The organism is Methanobrevibacter sp. V74, assembly GCF_963082495.1.
Taxonomy (GTDB): Archaea; Methanobacteriota; Methanobacteria; order Methanobacteriales; family Methanobacteriaceae; genus Methanocatella.
On the sequence record NZ_CAUJAN010000007.1, the window covers coordinates 1 to 23,127 of the forward strand.

Genomic DNA, 23,127 nt, shown 5'->3' on the forward strand with positions numbered 1-23,127 from the left:
TTTGTTAGCTTTTTATATTTTTGTCCAATATAAAAATTGCAGAACAGCTTCCAGTAAAACAAGGATTGTGACAAATTATAAATACTACTATCCAATACATATTTATAAATTGCATAATAGTTTTCCAGTAAAATAAGGGTTGTGATTTTTAACTTTTAAATTAATTACACTATCTTTTTGAATTGCATAATAGTTTTCCAGTAAAATAAGGGTTGTGATTTTTAACTTTTAAATTAATTACACTATCTTTTTGAATTGCATTAAGTTACAAATAGCTTCCATTAAAGCAAATGCCATAACTTTCGATATAACATTCCTGAAATTTCCGTGAAATATTGAGTAGATAAAAGTTGTAAACTATTTAATTTATAAAAACTAAAATAGTAATATCTTAAATACAATGTATGTTTTGGTGGTTCAAATGAATAATAAAGAATTATATACTACTATTGTTGGATTGAAGAATTATGAAGGTAATAAAGTATTCAAAATCGGATCTATTGTAAGGTTGGTTAAAGAACCTGATAATGATTATGATTTAGAAGCAATTGCTTGTGAAAACAAATATATTGGAAAAACAGGGTATATTGCAAATAGTACCCAAACAGTTACCAAAGGTACCATGAGTGCAGGTAGAATTTACGATAAAATTGGTGATATCAGTTACTGTGAAGTTAAGTTTGTTTCCAATGATTCTGTAATTGCTAAAGTGCTTAGTGACGATAAAATCCAAGAGCTAAAAAAAGATAATGAGGATGACACTTTTTTCAATTCTGAATTATAGATTTTATCATTAGATCTTTAAGATGAGCGATTTAATCAATACATGTATCAGTTGTGTAAATGTCATATATTATAAAAAAACATAAATTCCTAAAAAATTTAGATAAGATTAAAGAAACCTGCATCTATAATGAATATGATATGCCAATTCTTTTAAAAGATTATCCTCTCAAAGATTTAACGGCAGTATTGAAAAGTGAATATGATTGGGAGTTAAAAAACTTCTTAAAAGCATTTCCAGAGTTTTCAGATATTGCAATTGATTTAAATGAAAATCAGAAAGAGATTGTTACTTATGGGGGAAATAAGTTTTTAAGCATAGAAGCGGGGCCGGGTGCAGGCAAAACCCGTGTTTTAATTGAAAAAGTTAATTATATGGTAAATGAGTTAGGGGTGGATCCTAAATCATTGCTAATTGTCACTTTTTCAACTAAAGCTGCAGATGAACTTCGAGAGAGATTGTCTGAAGGTGATTTGTTAAAAAGTGATGTTCAAAAGATGCATATATCAACTATTCACTCTTTTTGCGAAAAGATACTTGAAGAAAATGGTCATGTTGGTTTAAATATCATTTCAGACGATGCCGGTGAGAAAAACTTGTTGTTCATTGGAAAGCATATGGAAGAGCTTGGATTTGTTAAAGAATGTTACATGTCAAGTAGCAACATCAAATATATTGCCAATAAATATAAATGAATATTGCTCTTTCAGTGTTGACACAGATAAGTTAATTGATTATATCACAGAAAATAGGCCAGTCAGCGAGGGATATGTCCACTTTTGTCCGTGAGCGAATGGAATTAAATGATGGAGAATATCCTCATGATGAAGTTCGAAAAAATGATGAGTTTAAAGAGTCCAAGTATAATGCACAATATCTGCAAATCGCCAAATCCTATCCGATTTATGAAAAATATCTTAAAGCGCGAAAAAGCAATTGACTTTGCACATCTACAAAAGGATGCATTAGAAATTGTCAAAAAAGATGGATTTAAAACACAGTTCACCAACATACTAATTGATGAGTTTCAAGATACAGATCCTATGCAGATGGAATTGTTTGAGTATCTGATGAAACAAGCAAAATCATTTACAGTAGTAGGTGACATTAATCAAAGCATATATGGATTTAGAGGTTCAAACATTAATCCATTTACATATTTAGCTAAATATCATAAAGATAAATTCGAGTTTAAAAGCCTGACCACTAATTATCGCTCCACTCATGAAATCATCGATGTGTCTGAAGATTTCATTAAACATCAAAGACCAGTTGAATCCGCACTTGGAAAGGCTCAATGTGGTCGTGATGTAAAATAATCATGTTTATTATTCTTTAAATAACTATGATGCTAAAAATTAATCGACTAAAGAATCATCACTTGATAGTGAAGCTGAAAACATTGTAAATATCATTAAATATTTGATTGAAAATGAAAAAATCAATAGATTGTCCGATATTGGCATTCTATTTCGTTCTCTTTCAAAAAGTACCTCACGATGTATCGGACCATTGCTTGAAAAATTAGAAGCGGAAAATATTAAATTTCAGGTCAATAACAATGATTTAATCAGTCAGGATGAAATTAAGTCAATTTTAACACTCTTTCACCATCTGGTTTCAGATGATGATCCTCATAGTCACAGGTTTAATAGATGGGAAAAAGACTGGCTGAATTTAAAGGCATATGCCAATCAGGTCTTGTTCAATTTATCTGATGAGACAAAAGAGATACTGATTAGCTTGCAGAATAAATTTGAAGAGGATGTTGTCAGGGCTGAAAATTATTTTTGGCTAAAAGACCATAATAGAGGAGGTAAAAAATCCTTCAAAACAGTATTTGCCCGTGATGAGGAAATGCTCATTAAAATATTTAATAGTGTTACAAGGCCGGTTTTAACAAACGATAACCTAATTGAATATGGTATTGAAAATGAAGATGATTTGGAATTCTTTAGAAAATTAAATGAATTTAAAGACTCATTGTACTCTGAGGATTTTAAATTCTATGACAGGCCAACAGTTTCTGAGGTTTATTTAAAACTATTAACTGATGTTACTGGTTATTTGTCTGAAGATTTAATCTTAAGTGATGAAGGAGATATTATAATTAACAACCTCTCAAAAATTACAGGTTTTCTTCAAACATTTGTTGACGTTAAGTTCAACCGGGACATTAGAGGTGCATTTTGGTTTGTATATAGAACCATTGAAGGACATTCGGCTTTTTCTGATGAAAGTGATGCCATTCAAATAATGACTGTCCATCAGTCAAAAGGATTAGAATTCCCGGTTGTTATTATTCCCTCTCTGAAAAAAGACAATTTCCCAATGAAATATATCGATCCAAATCCAGATAATGGATGGATTTTTGGCCAGCCCGTTTATTACACTCCTGATGACTGTTTAAATTATCCCAAATTTGATAAGGAATTCGGGCCTGAACTGTCTCATAATATGGAAGAGGAAAGAGTTATTTATGTTGCAATGACTCGTGCAGAGGATACATTAATATTGTCTTCATTAGTGGAGGATATGAACCAGTCAAATCAAATCGCAATTGAACAAAGTGAATTTGAAAGACTTCCAAAAGGTCCGGACTGCATAGAAAAATGCAATTAATGAAAACTTAAATAAATGCAAATTAATTGACCCTGAAGATATGGACATCAATGTGGTGTATTGCAGGAAGGATGAAGAGGATGATGAATACTGTGTTGATTTAAGCTTCACTGCTTTGGAAAATTATAATAATTGTCCATTTAGATATAAAACTAGCTAACGGAGTTAATTTCACCATATCTGAAAAACAGGAGATTGATGATGGGATTTTTGCCCACTATACACTTGAAGTTATCAACAAAAAAATAATTAATAATGGCAATGTCTTTATTGGTGAGGATGAGGTTGTTAAAACAATAGAGGAATTATTTGAAAATTCAAATGATGAGTTAAAAGAAGAGGATCCTGTTGGGTATGAAAAACAACTTAACGAAATAATCGGCAACATTTATTCATTATTATAAAAATTACGGTAAAAATATAAAAATACTTGATAGTGAATATCCCTTCTATTTAAAAGACAGAAACTATGCCCTTAATGGAGTCATTGATTTAATCTATGAAATTGATGGTAAATTGGGCATTATTGATTATAAGAATACTCGCTTAGAGGCCAAATACAAAGATAAATTTAAAAAGCAACTTCATTTATATGTATTGGCATTAAGGGATCAAAATCAGGAATATGAATGTAAGGAAATTAGCGAACTTAAGGTTTACACTATTAAATCTAAAAAATTGATCGATTTCGAAATCGATGAAGAATACATTAATGATTTAAAAGTTGAATTAGAGCAAGTCGCTTTCAATATTCATGAAAACAACTTTGGCTCCTGTAAATGTGGGGATTGTAAGTATTGCAGTTATAAAAGTATTTGCAATCAGGAAGTTTGATCATCATTATTTTTTCTTAAATCTTTTTGCTTTTATGCTGTGTTCCTTTGAATATGTCAAGAGTAAGTTCATGGTCATATTGGGATATTTTCATGTCTGCATACTTTAATAAAATAGTTGGAAATACAGAGGTTATTTTAACTTATGCTGAATTAAAATAACTATATTTGATTTATCTCCAATTCAAATTCTTCAATTTCTGATTTAAAATCTGAAATTTGTGTGCTAGGTAATTCTAATGTTATTGATATTGCTGTTTCATCATCTTGTTTTTGAGCATTCATTTTTAAAACATCATCTTCATATTCATAAATTTTCGCCAATACAGTTAGAACATCTTTATTTTTAATTTTACCTTCAATGGAAATAATATCTCTTTTTATATTAACAAATGCTCATTTTTGCTTTTCTTTTGGGGAAGAATTTATTGTATTGATTGGTTGAGCATTAAATAAAGTTTCTTTTGCTTTTTCCTGATTTATGATTCCCCAATCATGTCCATCTTTTAAAACTTTTTTATGCAATTTATAAATATTGGAATCCTTGATGGAGACATACTTCCCATCTATTCGTTTTCCATACACCCAAAGATTTCCAATCTTTCTAACCCATGCAATTCCAGTTTCATGATAGTGTCTTATTTGTATTGCATTTTTGTATTTGTCAGGTAATGGGGATAATATATCATTATTTTTTACTGCCTTTTTTGGAATATCAAATGATTTTTGTATTGTTTTTTTGGGTATCTTATCTATTTTTGAAGGTTCGGGAAGTTTTTTATTGCATTCTTTCAATGTTTGCTTTGCTTTACTTAAATCTCTAACTCCCCATATATGGTTATTTTCTATTACAATATTATAAAGTTCGTAAATATCATTTTCTCTAAAATGAATTGTGTTTCCATCTTCAACTTTTGTATAGTTCCATTCATTGCCAATTTTATATACCCATGCAAATCCAGATGTATTGCCTTTAGAATTTTTTCTTAGTTTTTGTTTTATTTTAAGAGGAAGCGGTTTCAATATCTTATTGAACTTTTTATCGGAATTCCTCAATGTTTCTTTTGCTTTTATTAAATCTCTAACTCCCCAAATGAATTTTTCCTGAACAACTTCTTTGTGCAACTTACGAATATTTGAATCTTCAATGATGATTAACTCACTATCTACAATTTTTTGATAGGAATATTCATTTTCAGTTTCACTTACCCATGCAAATCCTGTTTTTGTTTCATAAGCGACATTTTCCAATTCCCTCTCAACATTTCCTGGTAGAGGATCAAGGATATTAATAACTGGATTATTTCCATTGTCTTCATCAGTTGTTTTTTCAGATTTAGTTTTGGCACTATAAATTTCACCATGTGCTTGTGATAATGTTTTTAAAGCTTTATTTAGGTTAATTACTCCCCAACTATAGTTATTTTTAATAATGATTTCATGTAATTTATAAATATTTTGATTTTTAATTGAAATTGGAACATTATTTTCAACATTATAATATTCCCATTCATCTTTATTAGGGTACACCCATCCGAAACCTGTTTCGTCAGGTTTATCAATTTTCGCTTTAACCTTTGCGGGCAATTTTCTTAATATGTCATTTGTTTCTCTATTTATGACTTTTTTAGCTTTATTTAAATCAGTTACTCCCCAAATTAGATTACTTTCCATAACCTTATTGTAAAGGTTTATTATATTTTCATCGCTTAATACAATTGATTCGTTATTATTAATAGTTCGTATATATTTCCATTCATTCCCAGTTTTCCTTACCCATGCAATTCCAGTTGTTTTGTTCATGTTTCTTATGGAAGTTTTATATTTTCTGGGAAGGGGTGAAAAAATATTTCTATTCTTATTTTTGGTGCAGTCTTCATCATTTGAATTTGATTCATTTTCACTTGATGGTGTAGTTATAATTATCTTATTTGCCTTTTCAAAATCCCTTATTCCCCATGTCAAATTTTGGGCGATGACTTTTTGGTGTAATTTTTCAATGTCGGAATCTTTTATTTTAATAGGTTTTCCGTCTATTATTCTGGAATAACTCCAATATCTGCTGGTTTTATTTACCCAAGCAATGCCTGTTTTATTAACTTTGTTTGATTTAAATGAATCTTCAAATTGTTTAGGTAAGGGGGACAGGATATCTTCAGCAGGCACTTCATCTATGGTTTTTGAGCCATTGATAGGTTTTGTTTCAATTTTTTGATTTAGGGTTTGTTTTGCTTTAGTTAAATCTCTAACTCCCCATTCCAAATTTTCACTAATTACTTTTTCATGTAATTTTTCTATTGTTTCTTCACTGATATTTATATGTTTTCTGTTTATTACCCTGGTATAGGAATATTTTTTTCCGGTTTTATTTACCCATGCAAATCCAGTACTTGTGCCTCTTGAATTCTTTTTGAATTTGTTTTCTAATTCATAGGATAATGGTGATAATATGTCTTTATTAATTACTTTTTTGGGGATTTTAGGTTTTTTTCCTAAAGTTTTTTCGGCTTTACTTAAATTAATGACTCCCCAATCCAAATTGTTTTCAATAACCTTTTGATGTAATTTTTCAATATCCGGAGCTTTAATTCGAATATTTTTTGTAGTTCTTGTATAATAATAGTAATTTCCAGAATGGCTTACCCATGCAAATCCGGTTTTTGTCCCTTTTTTGAATTTATTAATATCATGGGGTAATGGTGCTAAAATATCTTCATTATCTGCTATTTTATTTGGATTTTTTGTATTTTCACAATCACTATAGAATTTTAAATGTTTTTTCGTAGCATATTTTCCAGCAGAATACCATTTTTTAATTTCAGCTGAATATTTTCCGTTTTCAATTTTTCTAGATGCTTCATCGTGAGAATATCCCTCGTTTAATAGATTGATAAATTCATTTTTCACCTTTTCTTCATTGGAATTTGCTGTTTGTTTTAATATTTTACGAGTTTCCATATATTTTTCGTAAAATTCATCATACGGTTTTTGACCTTGGGTTCCACGTGCAATCCAATTGCTTATTAGTTTCAATTCAATAGATGCGCTTTTAGCCGCTTCTTTTCTGGTTTTTCCATTCCTGATATTTTCTATAAATTTCTCACGAGCCATTATATTATGTTCATCATCATAATCATTAGATTTTTTATTAAGCGTAATCCGGTTTTCTATTTCAGATTCTTTGATTGATGCTTTTTTTGCAGATTCTTTTCTTGTGTTGTCTTTATGAATTGCATCTAATACAATATCCTTAGTTTTAGCCGATTTGGCAGTAGGTTTCTTTTGAGCTTTAATTTTTGTTTTTTCATTAAAATATTTATCTAAGAATTCTTCGCATGTTTCCTGTTTGGCCAATATATATTTGTCTGTTTCATAATTTTTGATTAATAAATCATTTTCTAATAATGGCCATGTTTTAGCTTGAAGTAAGAATGTATTTGAGTAATATTTTTCTAGATCATTCTCACTGTATTCTGTATCGTAATCAATATGGCTTAGTAGTTCTTTTAAATAACTTGCAGCATTTATTAGTTTTTTGCAATTTTTACAATTGTCCTCATGTCCATCAGGATTATTTTCAGATACTGGGAATTTAGAGATTTCCAATGTTTCACCGCATGTTGAACATGTTTTGGTTAATTTAACGGTATTTGTTGCAGAATCTTTAATTTCAACACCGGATTCTTCAATAAATTCTTCAATATCCACTTTTGAGATTAATGAATACTTATTATTTTTTTCTTTTTTAATTAAATTAAATTCTTGAAGGGTCCATATATAATCCTGTGTTTGCATTCCGGTTAATCCAAGATTTTTCAAATCGTTTTTTTTAAAGAGAACTTCTGGTTCAATTGATAATAATAATTCTTGTACAATATTTGCACAGCGCTGTTTTCTGCGACATCTCTTACATAGTTTTTCACTACTTTTTTTATTAATAGTTCTTCCACAGATTTCACATGTTTTTTCACTTTGAGGTTTGATTTTTTCTTTAGTTTCACAATATTGTTTCATGTATGCATCATAAAAATCAATGTAATCTGCTTCGCCGTTTTTTCCCTGATTAAACCATTGTTTAATTTTAAATTTAGGTATTTTAATGGCTTTAATGGCTTCGTCATTATTTTTTCCTTCATTGATTAGATTTATGAACAGCTTAATTTTATTCAATTCCTCTCTATTAACTGCCTTAAGATATGTGTTGTAAAATTCGCTGTAATCCTTATTGCCTAATTTTCCTTGTGTTTTCCAATTCTTAACTTTAAATTTTGGAATGTTCAGTATTTCAAAAGCTTCTTTATTTGTTTTACCTTCGTCAATTAATTTAATATATTCATTGATTAAATCGTTGTTTTTAGTTTTCTTTTCTGATGATTTTTCTTTTGTAATTTGGAGGTAGTCTTCATAAAAATCAATATACTCAGCTTCAGAATTTTTTCCGGTTAGAATCCATTTCTTTAATTCTAAAGAAGTGATATTTGCTTTTTTAATAGCTTCTTTTTCTGTTTTTCCAGATTTAATTTCATCAAGAAATATGGTCATTTTCCTATGAGGATATGGATTTTTAAGCATTAATTCTTTATATGTTTCATAAAAATGCATATATTTTTCATTACCTCTTTTTCCTTTAACATACCAGGCATCAACCGTTTTTGAATCAATTTTAGCAATCTTTAAAGAGTGTTCATAATTTTTTCCGGCTTTCATGGAATTTAAAAACAGATTCATTGACAGATTTTTGGAGTTATCCTCCTGATTTTTATTGGGTGTTTCAACAGGGGGTTTTAAAGAAGTGTTTTTTATTAATCCATATAGATTATCTGTAAAGTCTTCTTCTAATTTCCCTAATTTAATCATTGGCATTTTATTTCTTAAACTAATTTCATATTGTTGGGCAATATCCATTTCTTCATTAAAATTAGGGTATCTCTGTTTTAAAATAGTTTTATTTAGGTATATGGTTAAATCCTTAGTAATCAATCCAAGTGAATCTTTATAGTCCTTTTTATCAAAATCAATCATTAATGAATTTTCAATTTCGCTAAATTTGTCCATATTCGAAGAATGTGTTCCGAAAAAATAAATGAATTTGGTATCTGTTTCACTGAATCCAAACCATGTATTTCTTGAATAATATAAATATCTGATACTTTTATTTAGCTTAATATTGTTCACTTCAGATATATGACTATTAAGTTTCTTGATGGAAGGCATTTTAGTAAATAATTTGTTGAATAAATGTTTATTTATTTGTTCTTGATTACTCATTTTATGTCCTTTGCTTTGATTAAATATTTTAACAATAACTTTATAATATATATTATAGTTATTAACTATTAAATTTAGGGAGTAATGCATTAATATGGTTGAAGGCAATTCATTAAAAAAAGTGGATAATACTCATAAATATTGGTTTCATAGACTGGATAATCTTGATATCATTCCTAAAATTGATAAAGAAAAATGTATCGGGTCTGCTAAAAAACGTTCAGTTAAAATTAAAAAAATTAATCCGGGAGATAGGCTTTTTTTAGTTACAAAGAGAAAAAATACCATTGAATTTTTTGGATATACTCAAGTTGAAGAAACATATATTGATGAAGAAGTGTTATACGGATATTATGAATCTAGAAAAAAACTGAAGCTTAAAGGAATTAAATACTTTTCAAAGCCGGTTCCTACAAATGACATGGTTCAATATTTGGAATCTGAAAAAATTAAAAAGAGCAGTGCGAAGTTTTTTGGACAAGAATATAATGAGTTATCTAAAGAAGATTTTATACATATTAGAAAAAGATCTAATTTGGTTAACTATTTACCATCCTATTTAGAAGAATACACAAGACCACTAAAAGAGTTCATGTTAAATACAATTAAAGTTGTCTATAAAATGATAAGCCATTACGAAAACCGAAATCAGATAGAAATAAAATATTTTTTAAGAATTTTAAAGAAATTCTTTGATGCCTATGAACTTAATAAAAGTATTACAGAAATTCAGGAATTTTATGGAAGGCATGCAATAGAATTGGGATATAGGCATATTCCATCAAGAGATCCGGATAAATTTGTGCCATTATATTTGTCTAATGGAGAAAAAAAGAATTTTACATATGTTATTTTAGAATAGTGATAATATGGATTATGAAGATGTATTGATAGCTCTAAAAAGTGGAAATGTTCCATCACATGGAGCAAAAAACTTATGTATGGGTCGTGAAAAGGAAGTAGAAGAGTTTGACAGGTTGCTTGATAAAGTTGATTCTGATGAAAAAGCGATTGTCAAATTCGTTAATGGGGAATATGGTGCAGGCAAATCCTTCTTTTTAAAAGTTGTTGAGGAAATAGCATTTGAAAAGAATTTTGTCGTTTCATGGATTACTTTAAGTAATGATATTCCATTTAATAAAATTGATGTTGTTTATAAAAATATTGCCCGTAACTTGAAATGTAAAACCGGCACTTCCCTAGACCATATTATTGACCGATGGATAACCGGATTAAAGATGATGGCTTTTGAAGAGTCTTCAAATCCCCAGAAACAAAATGAATTGGTCCGTAAAAACTTATATAATGATTTAGCTGATACAAGAGAGCATGCAAATTCATTTGCCATTGCAATTGAGAATTATAATAAACTGATGAACGAAGAAAATTATCAAACGGCAGCAAATGCTAAGGCTTGGCTTAGAGGGGATTCTAACATTCCGTATACTGAAAAAAAGAAATTCGGTGTTAAGGGTGATGTTACTAAAGAAAATGCAATCAACTTTTTAGAGGCATTATCTATTTTTGTTAAATCAATAGGATATTCTGGATTGATTGTTTTGATTGATGAGGCTGAATTTATTATGAATTTGCATACTAAAAAACTTAGAGATATTGCTTATAATTATATTAGGGATATTTATGATAATTGTAATTTGGGAAAATTCCAAAATACACTATTTTTGTTTGCCGGAACTCCTGAATGGTTTGAACAGCCTCAAAAAGGTATTCCTTCATATGAAGCATTGGATGATAGGCTTAAAACAGTTTTGGATACTGATTTGGAAGATATGAGAAAACCTATTTTTAATTTAAAAGGGTTTGATGAAGAAAATCTCAAGGAAATTGCAGGCAAGCTTACAATCATGCATGAAGAAGCTTATAATTGGAAAGCGTCTGATAAAATCAATCCGGTTTTAGAGGATATTGTTTCTATTCATTTAACTGATGCTAGCCTGACTGGAGGTAAGGTAACTCCAAGAACATTCATCCGTTCATTTATTAGTGTATTGGATACGGTACAACAAAATCAAAGTTTCTTCAACGATTCTCAAAAAATCATTGAACTATTTGAAAAACAAGAAACACCTGGTGGTTTCGGAGATGATATTGACTTTGAGGATATAGATGAATTTGATGATGACTGGTAGGTAAAATGAGTCAAGATGGTTTTGAAATCAATGGAAGACTGTTGCATTTTCTATCAAATATATTGGGTTGGAGAGAATTAAATTCAATACAGAGAAAAGCCATTCCTAGTGTATTAAACCATGAAAACACATTGATTCTTGCTCCAACCGCATCGGGTAAAACTGAAGCCGCATTGATACCAATATTTTCTGAGATACTTGATAATAATCTGGAATCTTGCAGCGTATTATATGTATCTCCCCTTAAAGCTTTGATTAATGATATGCATAATCGTGTTGAAAAATGGGGAAATCATTTTGATTTGACTGTCACTAAATGGCATGGGGATGTAACTAGAGATAAAAAAGACAAGTTCACTAAAAATCCCACAGATTTTTTATTAACCACACCTGAATCTCTTGAAGTAATTTTAATGAATAGGAGTTCCGGTGTAAAAGAACGCGTTTTTAAAAATATCAAATTTATTTTAATTGATGAAATTCATTATTTTGCCGCATCTGATAGGGGAGTTCAACTTAACTCACTTTTAAATAGAATTTCCCAATATGCTCCTAATGCATCTATTATTGGACTGTCGGCTACTGTAGGAAATCCTAAATTAATATCTCAATGGGTTAGTTTAGATAAACCTGCAAAAATAATTCAGGATAATGAAGGACGTAAATTACAATATAAAGTGTTTGATTTGCCCCATTATGCACTTTCAAAAGTTTTAAAAAGATATGTTGACAGAAAGGTTTTAATTTTTGCTAATTCTCGTAAAGTTGCTGAAACCACTTATCTTAAACTTAAAAAAGATATTAAAATGGGGAATATATTTATTCACCATGGTTCTATTAACAAGGATATTCGTGAAGAAAATGAAGACAGGTTTAAAGAAGTAAAATATGGATTTATGGTTGCAACAACCACACTGGAATTGGGAATAGACATTGGTGATATAGATATAGTTGTACAATTAACATCACCTAATGAAGTAAGTTCATTTTCACAAAGAATTGGTAGAAGCGGAAGACGTAGTAAGGTTCAAAGAACTATTTTACTTTCACAAGGATTCAACTTGCTGGTATCATTAGCTGAAGTAATGTTGTATCATGAAAGTGAAGTTGAAAAAATATCCGTTTCAAAAAAATCCATAGATATCCTATTCCACCAAATACTGAGCTGTGTTTATGAAAAAGGAAATGTTAACTATAAAAGCTTATATGATGAATTGAATAAGTGTTATGCATTTTCAGGAATTTCTTTTAAGGAATATGTAACTTTATTAAAGGAAATGAAAGAAAGAGATATGTTGAACATTAGAAATAACAATTTGACCTTGGGTTATCAGTTTGAAAAAGACTTTGGCCAATGTAATTATAAAAATTTCTTTTCAGTATTCGCACCAAGATTTGAATATTCAGTTTTTGAGGGAAATAATGAAGTTGGAACGCTGGATATTATATATGCAGTTGATTTAGGTGATGGGGATCAATTTAATCTTGCAGGTAAATTATGGCAAGTAATGTCAATAAATCATGGGAGGTATAAAGTTCAAGTAATTGAAACTGAACTTAATAAAGAAAAAATACCAAGTTGGAACTCCGGCGGAGTTCCCCTTTCACCATTAATTGCTAATAAGATATATGAAATATTGCAAGGGGATTTTGATGAAAAATTTTTAAGGCCTTTTGAGAAAGATGCTCGGAAAAATATTGAACTTGCAATCGAAGCGGCTCAAATGGACGGTTTTAGTGAGGGAATCATTCCTGTTGAAATAAATAATTCAAATGAAGTTTATATTTATACTTTTGCCGGAGATAAGGCCAACATATTATTATTGAAAATATTTGAAATGTATTATGAACTTAAAAATCCATTCACTTCACCGATCTATATTTCATTTAAAACAGAGGAACATCTCTCTGTTGGGGATTTTGAAGGTGTTATTTATGATTTGGAAAATATATTGTCCCAAAGCGAAACCGAAGCGATGCTTGATGATTTAACAGTTTCATTTAAAAAAAATAAATTTATGGAGTATCTGCCTAAAGAAGTTAAGGGTTATCTGAAAATGAATTTAATATTTGATAAACGCGCATTGCTTGAAGCAACAGAGGATAAAAGTCTTTATTTCATTGATAATTCCATGTTTAGGAAAGTGATTATGGGCTTTCGAAAAAATCAGTATTTGGATGCTGAAGAGAAATAAATCGCATAAATCAGTCAAACAATGAACTATAACTTAAAATATACATTATTTCACAACAGGGGATTTATCTTCCTTAGATTATAAAAATTTAGAGAGATCCGTTTTAGGTGAAATCCTGAGTGAAAGAGCATATATATATATTCAATTAAAATATACTATTATAATGGAACTGAAAGATTTCTTTAATTATTCAAATGAAACCTATGAACAGAATATGGATTTATTGGAGGATTATGATTTAATCAATCCATTAGGTTCACCAAATAAACAATTTTTAAAGTTTCTAAAAGCAAAACACCTTGATATTAAAAAGGATAAAATAATTCCCGAGTTAATTGAAGAGTTTGAAAGTTCCATGGATTCTGTTAATATTAGATTGGCTAAAAAGCAAAAAGAAAAAGAAATTATTTTCAAGCAAAGAAAAGTCTGGATTAATATTCCCGCTGACGATGAGCCGTTAGGCAGTGATTTAATCCTGGAATCTGATGGCATAATCATTGATGAAACAGGTCAGAAAATATTATATGTTGATATGCTTGATATTGAAATAGCTCCTGGAGGATGGTCTAAAAAGACATTTATAATATCTGCAAGTGAGGGCAGGGCAATTTTTGAGGTTAATGAAAGTAAAGCCATTCCTTTAAAAGAAATAATTGAGGACAATATTTCCAATCAAAATCATGATGAGTTTGATGATCTTTTAGACTTATATTCATTATTTGAAGCGGGTGAAATCTCTAAAAAAGAATTTGATATTAGAAAAGACATAATTTGCAGTGATGATAGGTATTGTACTGACTGTGGTAAAAAACTAGATTCAAGTTCACTATTCTGTCCCAATTGCGGCCATCAGGTTTCAGACTAAATAAAATCAGAAAGAAGTAGGCAGTCTTGTGCTTTTTAAATATAATGGCAAAGACACAATTTAATTATATTGGTGAATTATTACTGTAGACTTAAAGCCCTATATTTTGAGATTGTGTGTTATTTGCATATGTGCGTGTTTTACATCTGTAATGTAGCAAATAGTTAGGGAGTTATCCTAATAAATTAAATATTATAAATTCCTCATTATAAAACTTAATAGGGTAATTTATCTTAATATCATGTGTTTTATTTAATAATTACTGAATCTACGATGTGTCTTGCCATCAGATGTTATCTATTCATGGGATAACTTTGAAAAAATGAGGGGGACTTTTTCAAGTGCCTCTCATTCATATGTGAAATATGTAATACATTGGGAGGAGTATGTTTGTTTACATATTCTAACGCAATAGATATATTGTCACATTAATCAGTTATTCAATTTAAAGTATATATAATGATTTTTCATCGAAATAATTTAGGATAAACAAAATAATTCAATAGGGGGTTAATTCAAATAAACATTCATCATCTCCCATTGAATAGCATTTGCTTTCAATGATTTTTAATTTAAAATTAAAGTAATTCTCAAAAAGTCCTTTAAAGATTCCATTTACAATATCGCAGCTGGATTTTCCTGTAATTGGTGTATTTTTACATTCAAAGCAATTTTTACAAGTTATTTTAATATCTTCATCTATATTGAAATTCAATTCTCCCAGCTTATTTTCATACCAGTGCCGTTTGATGTTTTCTGTATATTTTTTCAAATCCTCCTCGTGTAATTGTAAGGATAATTCTTTTCCCATATAATTTCCAATTGATTTTAAAACAGGGCTGATTTCAATGTTATATAAGTGAAGAATAGCCTTTAGTGTGGTTATAATCTTAATATTACTTTTAAGATCTTCATTTTTTATAAATTCTTCTATTATCTCTTCCATTTTATTTTCAGATATTTTTTTTGCTTTATTGTATGTTTTTGTATTTATAAAAAAGATTTTTTTCCGATTGTCATTCGGATTCAGTTTAAAGTCAACAAGACCTATTTCACGTAGACTTTTAAGGTGAATTGAGATGCTGGTTTTAGATTTTGAGGTGTTTTCAACAATGTCTTCAAAGCTCATTTCATTATCATTTAAAAGGGATAATATTTCGTATTTCATTGGGCTTTTAAGGATATCAATGTCAATAAAATCCTTATCGGGTTTATTTTCATCAACTGGGATTTGATTTAAATTTGAGGGGTTCATACAAGTTACTTCCTCCTTACATATAATTTGACATTTCAAATTTAAATATTTTGTTTAACCTAATATAATAAGAGTTGTTGTATTTATACTTACCTTAAATTAGTTTCATTAAATTTTAATTATTTTCAGTGTCTAAAACTAATTTTCAATTAATTTTCGCTAGTTAATTTTAACTAGAAGATAATATATACATTTATATATCATAAAACCACAAACAATATATATCAAACATTTAATGTGATAACCATGACCAAAAATATCAGAAAAGAATTAAATGAAGCAAAAAAAGCATACCAATCTAAAAATTATGAAGATGCTTTAAATATTTATGAAAAACATTTCATTGAAAATCCTGAAAATTTAAATGAATGGGATAAGATTTTTTACAGCTGGTCTTTATATCAGATATACATTAAGGACTGTGAGGATGAGGATAAACTTTTCCAAGCGGCTGAAACCGTTACCGAGTTAATTGAACAAGAAGATTTAACCAAAAAATCGGTTTGCGCCTATACTTTCTCTGTTTTCAAAGTTTTAGATTATCTATATGCTCAAAAGGATTATTATACTTTAATCGTTTGGTTGGAAAAAATCGACTCTAGCTTATTAGACCAAAATAGGTATGAAAAAGACGATAGGGTATTTAGGTCTAGAAAGGAAAAATACTTCGATTACGCAACCAAGTCCTACTTTGAATGTGATGACTTTGAAAGGTGTATTGAAGTTTCAAAAGAGGCACTTTCATCACTTAACAAGTACACCAACAACAGCGATATTTGGTATCGTTGGAGAATAGCCAAATCACTAAAAGAATTATTTAAAAATAAAGAAGCATTAATCTACTTAAATGAAGTTTTAAAAGTTAAAAAAGATTGGTTTGTCTTTAAAGAAATCGCTGAAAACTATTATATTCTGAAGGATTGTAAAAAAGCCCAAAAATATCTCTGCGATGCGGTTCTTACAAATGATCCAATTAGAATTAAAGTTAACTTGTATTATTTGGCTTATAAAATCCTTAAAGACATAAATCCTGATATTGCCCATAAGCACATTGAGTTATTCTATGCTATTAAAATGGAAAATGACTCTAAAGTGCCTGAGGATATTGGAGATTTATTGATTGAAGATGAACATTTGGATAAAAAAGTATTGGAACGTGAAATCAAAGATTACTGGACTGAGTTTAAATTTAAAGACAAGAAATTACAATACGGCACAGTTACTAAAATCTTTGAACATGGCAAATCCGGATTCATTACCTCTGATGATAATGAATCTGTTTACTTTAACGTTTATGAGTTTAAAGAGGGGAAAGCTAGTTTAGGTCAATATGTATCATTTTTTACTGAAAAATCATTTGATAAAACTAAAAACCGGGAATCAGTCAGAGCCATTCATATTAAAGCGCAATTATAAGAGTCAGCACAGCATGACCCTAATTTTTGATTTTTTAAAAATTCAATGGTAAATCCATAGAGGCGTCTGTAAATTGAGGATGCAAATGTTAAATGTGTTCCCTGATGTAAATTAAAAAAGGGATGGTAACGATGAGTAGTAGAGAAAATAACCATGATGAAAAGTTTATTAAAGAAAGAGATGAATATGAACAAGTATTTTTCTCACAGATAATTGAAGATGTGGATGAAATTGATGGATTAGATATGTTGATTTCTGAGGAGGTTTATGATGACTTTGATTTTGGACCATCTCTGGCGGATCTTCGTTTAGAAGAGATATATTTTGCTGATATGAATTAAAGTTTAGAGATGAAGAAGATTTAGATTGCATGGAAGACTATGATTATCCTGAAGGGGTTGATGAAAATCTTAATGGTCAAATTTTTAAGATTCGAATTCCTTAGAAACAATATTGCTTTAAAAAACAATTGATGAGTTAATTCTTGAGCATAAATATGCCGAGTCATTTTGATGATTGATGGCTCATTTACTATTTACATAGTAGAAGTATATATCTACTTTATCAATTGGGAATCAAATTTAAAGTTAGAGAAATTTTATTAAAATGTTTTTAATTAATAGCTAAATTGCTATTTTCTTATTAATACTCTATTAAAAAAGATATCTTAAATAAAAAACAATAGAAAATATACCTAGTAAATACTTTAGAGAATTTTACATATCCTCCAGTATTTTCAGTACTGTTAATCCTAATTCAGTATTTTGATAGATTCTGCCTTTGTGGGCAGTTTCATTCTTACATTCTACAAGATTTTTGTCTTTTAAATCTTGGAGTGTGTATGAAATTTGTGTGGTTTGGATACCTGTAAGTTTTGAAATTTCAGAGGGCATTAAGAAACGATTTTCTAATGTTTTTAAAGTTAGCAAACGATTTTTTGAAACTTTTACAAATCCTATTAAATCCCACATTTCGTCATGGGTAATGTTATTTACCATATAATATGGTTTATATTAGGTTAATAACATTTTTAGTTACTTTATAGTGAATAAATATTAAATAGATTATTAATATATTATTAATATATATAAATTTTTATTAACAATATTCTTTTAAAATATATAATAAGGGTTAAAAAATGAATACACATTTAATGACAACAATTAAGGGGATTAATAATTTCCTCAATACAAATAATGAACCTCCACAGGATTTGCTTGAAAATCTGGTTTTGGAGTTGGAGGTTTCTAAATTATATATTCCAGCAATACATGAGGATGATCATATCATTTTTGAACACCTGGAATCTAAGGAAGGTATAAAAATATTGCCACTTTACAGTTCAAAAGAAAATTACAGTGGGGATAATGAATTAACTGCTAATGGAATTAGTTATTATGCGGATATTATCTTGGAACTTGATTTTGAAGGTGCGGTAATTGATCCATACGATGATAGTTTTTTTATTCCCCGTGATTTAATGCTTAACTTTAAAGAAAAAAGCAGTCAGCTTGAAGATGAAGTTTGTGATGTTTATGAACTTAAAAATATTTCGCGTGAAGTTAAAAATGAGGAATTGTTAAAGTTCATTCAAAATGATTCTAATTTCAACAACTTCACCGGATTCATTGATAAACTTAAAGATGTTATTTTATTGAATGTCGTATCAAGTCATAATGATTTAAGTTCATATGCATTTGATGGAGTTTTAGTGACTTTGGACGTTGGAGGATTTGATTTAAGTGTTAAAACATCAGGTGTTGAAAAATACGGAGTGTTGTTTACAAGCTTAGATGCAATTAAAGGCACTTATGATGAAAATTCAGGACTTTACTATTATTATCAAATTGCAAGCTTGAAAAACTTATTTGAATATATATTAATGAATGACTTGGATGGAATAATTATAAATCCTGCTTTAGATGACTATTATGTTCCAAGAAATATTTTACTTGATATATATTGCAACCACAAGGATTTAATTGATAATCCAAAATATCGATACGGACTTCATTATGCTTTTATAATTTAAACACAATTTATAAATAATATCTCTTTTATAGAATTAATTAGGTTATGCTTAAATAGTCAATCGGCAATTGGGTATAATTAATAAAGTGGACATAATGATATTATGATTGAGTGGACAATTTGTACAAAATGCGGGAAAGTTTTAGATAACTCAAAGGATCTTTGTCCTGAATGTGGGGACAAAACTGATAAACTTAACATGGATTTTTTAAAAAATCATTTATCTGATGTAACATTTTTAATTAAAACTCTGGATATTGATTTAGTTAAAGATTACTGTCCACAAATAAAATCACTAAACTCATCGCTTGAAATCATGGTTTTAGATGACCTGTTTAAATATTTTAGTTATTTGGGCTTAGGCGATGAAGTAATAACTGATAATGAGCTTAATTTTATAAATGAGCTGTTAAATTCTAATTATACAATAGAGGATATCTTAAACTTAACTGATGATGAAATAGATGATTTGCCTCCGTCATTTGAATGCTTACATGAACTTGACTTATTTGCCCAAAACTTTGATATGTGGAGTGTTAAAATATGCAATGAATTGTTTAACTCTTATAAATTTCTTGGAAAGTTCTTCATCACTGTTGATGGGAATTTAGACCATGTCATGGTTGAAAAATACAATTCATACATTAAAAACCTGAAAGATTTTTTGGGAGATTATTTGTCTGAAGATGATGAAGATTGCAACTATATTCCAAAAAACTTGCCTGGGAAAGTTGAAGGGGAAAAGCACTCACTTCAGGAATACCTGGATAAGTTAAATAAACTGATAGGTCTTGAAAAAGTTAAAAAAGATGTTAACTCATTAATAAATCTTGTTCAAATTAGAAAATTAAGGCAGGACCGGGGAATTAAGCAATCTTCAATGAGTCTTCAGTTGGTATTTAGTGGAAATCCGGGAACAGGCAAAACAACCGTTGCAAGATTGCTTTCAAAAATTTATCATGAAATTGGACTTTTATCTAAAGGTCATTTAATTGAAACGGATAGATCTGGTCTTGTTGGCGGTTATATTGGTCAAACCGCCATTAAAACAAGGGATGTAGTCGACCAGGCAATGGGGGGGAATATTATTTATTGATGAGGCATATTCACTTGCTTCAACTTCAGAGAATGATTATGGAAAAGAAGCGATAAATACAATTCTAAAATCAATGGAAGATAATCGTGATGATTTAATTGTAATTGTAGCAGGTTATCCTGAGCTAATGGATAGATTCTTACATTCAAATCCCAGTTTGGAGTCAAGATTTAATAAGTTCATATACTTTGATGATTATAATGCAGAGGAACTGTATGATATATTTAAATTGATGTGTGATGAAGCTAATTTATTGTTGGAGAAATCTGCTGAGGATTATGCAATTCAATATTTTGATAAGATGTGTGAAAATAAACCTCAAAACTTTGCTAATGGCAGAGTTGTTCGCAATTTCTTTGAAGAAGTAATAACTGCTCAAGCAAATCGCCTAGTACTACAGGAAGATATAACTGATGAGGAATTAAATACTTTAACTTATGAAGATTTTTTAGTTGAGGATTAGAATGGATAAGATTTGCAATAACTGTGGAAAAAATGTTGATGATAGTGTAAATTACTGTCCATATTGTCATTCACAATCATTTGGAAATAAAAATTGGATAGTAAAAAAAGATAATTCTATTGCCCATTTGCTTTTTTATGAATACTATGATGGATATTATGTTATCTCAAAGGCTAAAGTAATCTCAATTATTGTCTTTTTAATTTTTTCACTTATAGTATTAGTTCCACCATACTCACTAGATGTCATTGTTTTTGCAGCAATATTGGGGGTTTTCATATATCAATTAGGTAAGTATATAAGAAACATCATTGGGGATCCTTCAAATGCGATAATTGCTAATAATGATTATGGTTTAGGAATTGATTTAGACCATTTATTATTTTTCTGGCAAAATAAACAAGGCGAATATGCATTATCTAAAACAAAAATAATTTCCCATATTGTATTTATACTATTTTTCATAATGTCTTTTACAACTGATGTGCCTTCTTTATTTGCAGCAGTAGTATTTGGAGTTATATTTGAAATTCCGGCATTCCCAATAGGTTATGGAATCCATAAGTTCACAAATCCAAATCCTGAAGCTTCACCTAAAAAAGCGGAAGCTAAAAAAGAAGCATTCACTCAAAAGCCAGAATTCCAACCTAAAAAAGAAATCATTCCAGAATATTCACAGTATAAAAAACAGCTTGATGATTTAAACCATAAATTTAAATTAAAAGATGAATATGTTCGTGATTTAATTGAAAAAAGATTTGAACCGCCACAACTTACATATACTCGCTTTATTGGTGGTGTTGATAAATCGGAAGTGATGTTTAACAGGAATTTAAAATCAGCTTTAACAATGATTGAACTGGCTGATGAATATTCCGCCAGAATTGCAGGGGAAATTAAGTCTAAAATCACTATTTTAGATGAAATCAATGATAAATTAGATGCTCTTTCAAATGAATTAGTTTTAAATGAGAACTTATCTAACAAGGAAGATGTGGATAATCTAATTGGTGAAATGGATGACTTGATTAATTCAGTTAAAAGTTACTCGTAAAAATGATAATGCTTAGGGCCTATTGGGGAGTATAACAGTCGGATAAGATTGGACGATTGCTCGTCTGCAATCGCCTGAGAACCGTGCATATCTGTTTCAGAACATAGGAATCATGCAGAACTTTATCCGAAAGTTCAATTATCATCCTCTGCATTCTAATGATTTAGGATTCATTTATAATTCGCCTACTCACAAAATTGTTGTGAAATCTTGTGAGGATTGCCAAGTTTGCCTGCCTAGGATACGAATGAATTTCAATGGGAAATAGGATCTAGCTTGTTGCACAAGTTAGATAGGATTGGATGATTACTCATCCGCACCCTCTCGAGAACCGTACGTGTATCTTTCGATACATACGGCTCAAATAGACCTTTATCTGAAAATATTCACTTTCGGCACGAAATATCCTAAATCTTTGTTTATTTACATACTTATAGGTCTTCTTCCAATCAGTATCAGACCATATCGTAGCGTATGATGTTGTGGACTCTAAAACAATGTTGTTTTGAGCATAACTCAACTTTATCACCATCCTTTTAACAAACAAACATTAATAGTTTTATTTACACGTTGTCTACTCTTTGAAAGTTAGCCATGTTTCCATGCCTACCACAAAAGGGCAGGTATCCGTTCACAGTTAATAATTTCCCTGTTTTCCTGCTATCTTTCGATAATTAACGGCTTTCGCTTTTTTCAAAATCCTCTACCACCTGAAGAATTCCACTTCATTCGCAATCCGCTTACCTAAAAAAAAAGAGTCTTCTTTTAGGACTTCAAATGGCTTACCGGGTTAATCTCCCATCAGATACGAATAAGGTAAGGTCCGAACTTTACACCGGCAATTCTACGGGTTGTGCGTTATAAGCATAAGTAAAGTACTTATTTCCTAATTGCAATCGATAGTAGCACTCTTTATAGTGCTTTGTATCCTACCTATCGTCATTTGTCACGATGCTTGCATTCGTTCACTTTAATTAACCATTCTTATTCTTCCTCTAGCCCTGACAACACTGGATACTAGTGTTTCATTAGACATTTTGCTCATGCAACTTCTTAGGCTCGTTACCAAGCTAAGAATTTCACAGGAGGAAATCC

At 29.6% G+C, this 23,127-nt stretch carries 19 protein-coding genes and 1 pseudogene; 16 read left to right on the forward strand and 4 right to left on the reverse strand.

The window, feature by feature from the left end; genetic code table 11:
- The first annotated feature begins 421 nt into the window (after positions 1-421).
- The 6 genes and pseudogenes from Q9969_RS10375 to Q9969_RS10400 all read left to right on the forward strand — a co-directional run bounded on the left by Q9969_RS10375 (position 422) and on the right by Q9969_RS10400 (position 4,240).
- Entirely contained in the window at positions 422-784 is a 363-nt protein-coding gene (locus tag Q9969_RS10375) for an HIRAN domain-containing protein (protein WP_305557522.1), read from the forward strand.
- Positions 785-843: 59 nt separating this feature from the next.
- Positions 844-1,479, forward strand: coding sequence for a UvrD-helicase domain-containing protein (locus Q9969_RS10380; protein WP_305557525.1), 636 nt, complete (start codon positions 844-846; stop codon positions 1,477-1,479).
- A 74-nt stretch (positions 1,480-1,553) separates the two neighbouring features.
- A complete protein-coding gene (locus Q9969_RS10385; RefSeq protein ID WP_305557410.1) occupies positions 1,554-1,724 on the forward strand; it encodes a hypothetical protein in 171 nt (56 codons plus the stop codon).
- Positions 1,690-2,103 (forward strand): UvrD-helicase domain-containing protein, encoded by a 414-nt coding sequence (locus Q9969_RS10390; RefSeq protein WP_305557413.1) that lies wholly within the window; start codon positions 1,690-1,692, stop codon positions 2,101-2,103. The genes Q9969_RS10385 and Q9969_RS10390 overlap by 35 nt, the downstream gene beginning before the upstream one ends.
- 64 nt (positions 2,104-2,167) lie before the next feature.
- Positions 2,168-3,406, forward strand: a pseudogene (locus Q9969_RS10395) (3'-5' exonuclease); the annotation flags it as partial.
- A 426-nt stretch (positions 3,407-3,832) separates the two neighbouring features.
- On the forward strand, positions 3,833-4,240 hold the full coding sequence (locus Q9969_RS10400; protein ID WP_305557677.1) for a PD-(D/E)XK nuclease family protein: 408 nt from the start codon (positions 3,833-3,835) through the stop codon (positions 4,238-4,240).
- A 161-nt stretch (positions 4,241-4,401) separates the two neighbouring features.
- Here Q9969_RS10400 and Q9969_RS10405 read toward each other — a convergent pair whose 3' ends face one another.
- Both Q9969_RS10405 and Q9969_RS10410 read right to left on the reverse strand, forming a co-directional pair.
- Complete coding sequence (locus Q9969_RS10405; protein ID WP_305557527.1) at positions 4,402-4,563, reverse strand: hypothetical protein; 162 nt, start codon at positions 4,561-4,563, stop codon at positions 4,402-4,404.
- Between the two features lie 72 nt (positions 4,564-4,635).
- On the reverse strand, positions 4,636-9,294 hold the full coding sequence (locus Q9969_RS10410) for a hypothetical protein (RefSeq protein WP_305557530.1): 4,659 nt from the start codon (positions 9,292-9,294) through the stop codon (positions 4,636-4,638).
- A 307-nt stretch (positions 9,295-9,601) separates the two neighbouring features.
- Between Q9969_RS10410 and Q9969_RS10415 the strand changes: the two genes are divergently transcribed.
- The 4 genes from Q9969_RS10415 to Q9969_RS10430 all read left to right on the forward strand — a co-directional run bounded on the left by Q9969_RS10415 (position 9,602) and on the right by Q9969_RS10430 (position 14,717).
- A complete protein-coding gene (locus tag Q9969_RS10415) occupies positions 9,602-10,369 on the forward strand; it encodes a hypothetical protein (RefSeq protein ID WP_305557533.1) in 768 nt (255 codons plus the stop codon).
- A gap of 7 nt (positions 10,370-10,376) precedes the next feature.
- On the forward strand, positions 10,377-11,657 hold the full coding sequence (locus Q9969_RS10420; RefSeq protein ID WP_305557536.1) for a BREX system ATP-binding domain-containing protein: 1,281 nt from the start codon (positions 10,377-10,379) through the stop codon (positions 11,655-11,657).
- A 5-nt stretch (positions 11,658-11,662) separates the two neighbouring features.
- Positions 11,663-13,852 (forward strand): DEAD/DEAH box helicase, encoded by a 2,190-nt coding sequence (locus tag Q9969_RS10425; protein WP_305557539.1) that lies wholly within the window; start codon positions 11,663-11,665, stop codon positions 13,850-13,852.
- A 163-nt stretch (positions 13,853-14,015) separates the two neighbouring features.
- Complete coding sequence (locus Q9969_RS10430) at positions 14,016-14,717, forward strand: zinc ribbon domain-containing protein (RefSeq protein ID WP_305557542.1); 702 nt, start codon at positions 14,016-14,018, stop codon at positions 14,715-14,717.
- A 499-nt stretch (positions 14,718-15,216) separates the two neighbouring features.
- Here Q9969_RS10430 and Q9969_RS10435 read toward each other — a convergent pair whose 3' ends face one another.
- On the reverse strand, positions 15,217-15,972 hold the full coding sequence (locus Q9969_RS10435; protein ID WP_305557545.1) for a V4R domain-containing protein: 756 nt from the start codon (positions 15,970-15,972) through the stop codon (positions 15,217-15,219).
- Positions 15,973-16,218: 246 nt separating this feature from the next.
- On the opposite strand from Q9969_RS10435, the gene Q9969_RS10440 reads away from it, so the two are divergent.
- Both Q9969_RS10440 and Q9969_RS10445 read left to right on the forward strand, forming a co-directional pair.
- Positions 16,219-17,388, forward strand: a complete 1,170-nt coding sequence (locus Q9969_RS10440; RefSeq protein ID WP_305557548.1) for a hypothetical protein — start codon at positions 16,219-16,221, stop codon at positions 17,386-17,388.
- Between the two features lie 131 nt (positions 17,389-17,519).
- A complete protein-coding gene (locus Q9969_RS10445) occupies positions 17,520-17,729 on the forward strand; it encodes a hypothetical protein (RefSeq protein WP_305557551.1) in 210 nt (69 codons plus the stop codon).
- 375 nt (positions 17,730-18,104) lie between these two features.
- Here Q9969_RS10445 and Q9969_RS10450 read toward each other — a convergent pair whose 3' ends face one another.
- Positions 18,105-18,386: a MarR family transcriptional regulator gene (locus tag Q9969_RS10450; RefSeq protein WP_305557554.1), complete on the reverse strand. Its 282-nt coding sequence runs from the start codon at positions 18,384-18,386 to the stop codon at positions 18,105-18,107.
- A gap of 140 nt (positions 18,387-18,526) precedes the next feature.
- Between Q9969_RS10450 and Q9969_RS10455 the strand changes: the two genes are divergently transcribed.
- The 4 genes from Q9969_RS10455 to Q9969_RS10470 all read left to right on the forward strand — a co-directional run bounded on the left by Q9969_RS10455 (position 18,527) and on the right by Q9969_RS10470 (position 22,032).
- Entirely contained in the window at positions 18,527-19,420 is an 894-nt protein-coding gene (locus Q9969_RS10455) for an SseB family protein (RefSeq protein ID WP_305557557.1), read from the forward strand.
- A gap of 102 nt (positions 19,421-19,522) precedes the next feature.
- The gene (locus Q9969_RS10460) at positions 19,523-20,515 is read left to right on the forward strand and encodes an AAA family ATPase (protein WP_305557560.1); all 993 of its coding nucleotides are present in this window, start codon (positions 19,523-19,525) and stop codon (positions 20,513-20,515) included.
- A complete protein-coding gene (locus tag Q9969_RS10465) occupies positions 20,511-20,978 on the forward strand; it encodes a hypothetical protein (protein WP_305557679.1) in 468 nt (155 codons plus the stop codon). The genes Q9969_RS10460 and Q9969_RS10465 overlap by 5 nt, the downstream gene beginning before the upstream one ends.
- 1 nt (position 20,979) lies before the next feature.
- Complete coding sequence (locus Q9969_RS10470) at positions 20,980-22,032, forward strand: zinc ribbon domain-containing protein (protein ID WP_305557563.1); 1,053 nt, start codon at positions 20,980-20,982, stop codon at positions 22,030-22,032.
- Positions 22,033-23,127: the final 1,095 nt, after the last annotated feature.

What these genes read in the sequence shown, in the direction of transcription:
- Q9969_RS10375 (WP_305557522.1), top strand. Translation starts at nt 422, where the DNA reads ATGAATAATAAAGAATTATATACTACTATTGTTGGATTGAAGAATTAT.
- Q9969_RS10380 (WP_305557525.1), top strand. Translation starts at nt 844, where the DNA reads ATGTCATATATTATAAAAAAACATAAATTCCTAAAAAATTTAGATAAG.
- Q9969_RS10385 (WP_305557410.1), top strand. Translation starts at nt 1,554, where the DNA reads ATGTCCACTTTTGTCCGTGAGCGAATGGAATTAAATGATGGAGAATAT.
- Q9969_RS10390 (WP_305557413.1), top strand. Translation starts at nt 1,690, where the DNA reads ATGAAAAATATCTTAAAGCGCGAAAAAGCAATTGACTTTGCACATCTA.
- Q9969_RS10410 (WP_305557530.1), bottom strand. Translation starts at nt 9,294, where the DNA reads ATGGACAAATTTAGCGAAATTGAAAATTCATTAATGATTGATTTTGAT.
- Q9969_RS10415 (WP_305557533.1), top strand. Translation starts at nt 9,602, where the DNA reads ATGGTTGAAGGCAATTCATTAAAAAAAGTGGATAATACTCATAAATAT.
- Q9969_RS10420 (WP_305557536.1), top strand. Translation starts at nt 10,377, where the DNA reads ATGGATTATGAAGATGTATTGATAGCTCTAAAAAGTGGAAATGTTCCA.
- Q9969_RS10425 (WP_305557539.1), top strand. Translation starts at nt 11,663, where the DNA reads ATGAGTCAAGATGGTTTTGAAATCAATGGAAGACTGTTGCATTTTCTA.
- Q9969_RS10430 (WP_305557542.1), top strand. Translation starts at nt 14,016, where the DNA reads ATGGAACTGAAAGATTTCTTTAATTATTCAAATGAAACCTATGAACAG.
- Q9969_RS10435 (WP_305557545.1), bottom strand. Translation starts at nt 15,972, where the DNA reads ATGAACCCCTCAAATTTAAATCAAATCCCAGTTGATGAAAATAAACCC.
- Q9969_RS10440 (WP_305557548.1), top strand. Translation starts at nt 16,219, where the DNA reads ATGACCAAAAATATCAGAAAAGAATTAAATGAAGCAAAAAAAGCATAC.
- Q9969_RS10445 (WP_305557551.1), top strand. Translation starts at nt 17,520, where the DNA reads ATGAGTAGTAGAGAAAATAACCATGATGAAAAGTTTATTAAAGAAAGA.
- Q9969_RS10450 (WP_305557554.1), bottom strand. Translation starts at nt 18,386, where the DNA reads ATGGTAAATAACATTACCCATGACGAAATGTGGGATTTAATAGGATTT.
- Q9969_RS10455 (WP_305557557.1), top strand. Translation starts at nt 18,527, where the DNA reads ATGAATACACATTTAATGACAACAATTAAGGGGATTAATAATTTCCTC.
- Q9969_RS10460 (WP_305557560.1), top strand. Translation starts at nt 19,523, where the DNA reads ATGATTGAGTGGACAATTTGTACAAAATGCGGGAAAGTTTTAGATAAC.
- Q9969_RS10470 (WP_305557563.1), top strand. Translation starts at nt 20,980, where the DNA reads ATGGATAAGATTTGCAATAACTGTGGAAAAAATGTTGATGATAGTGTA.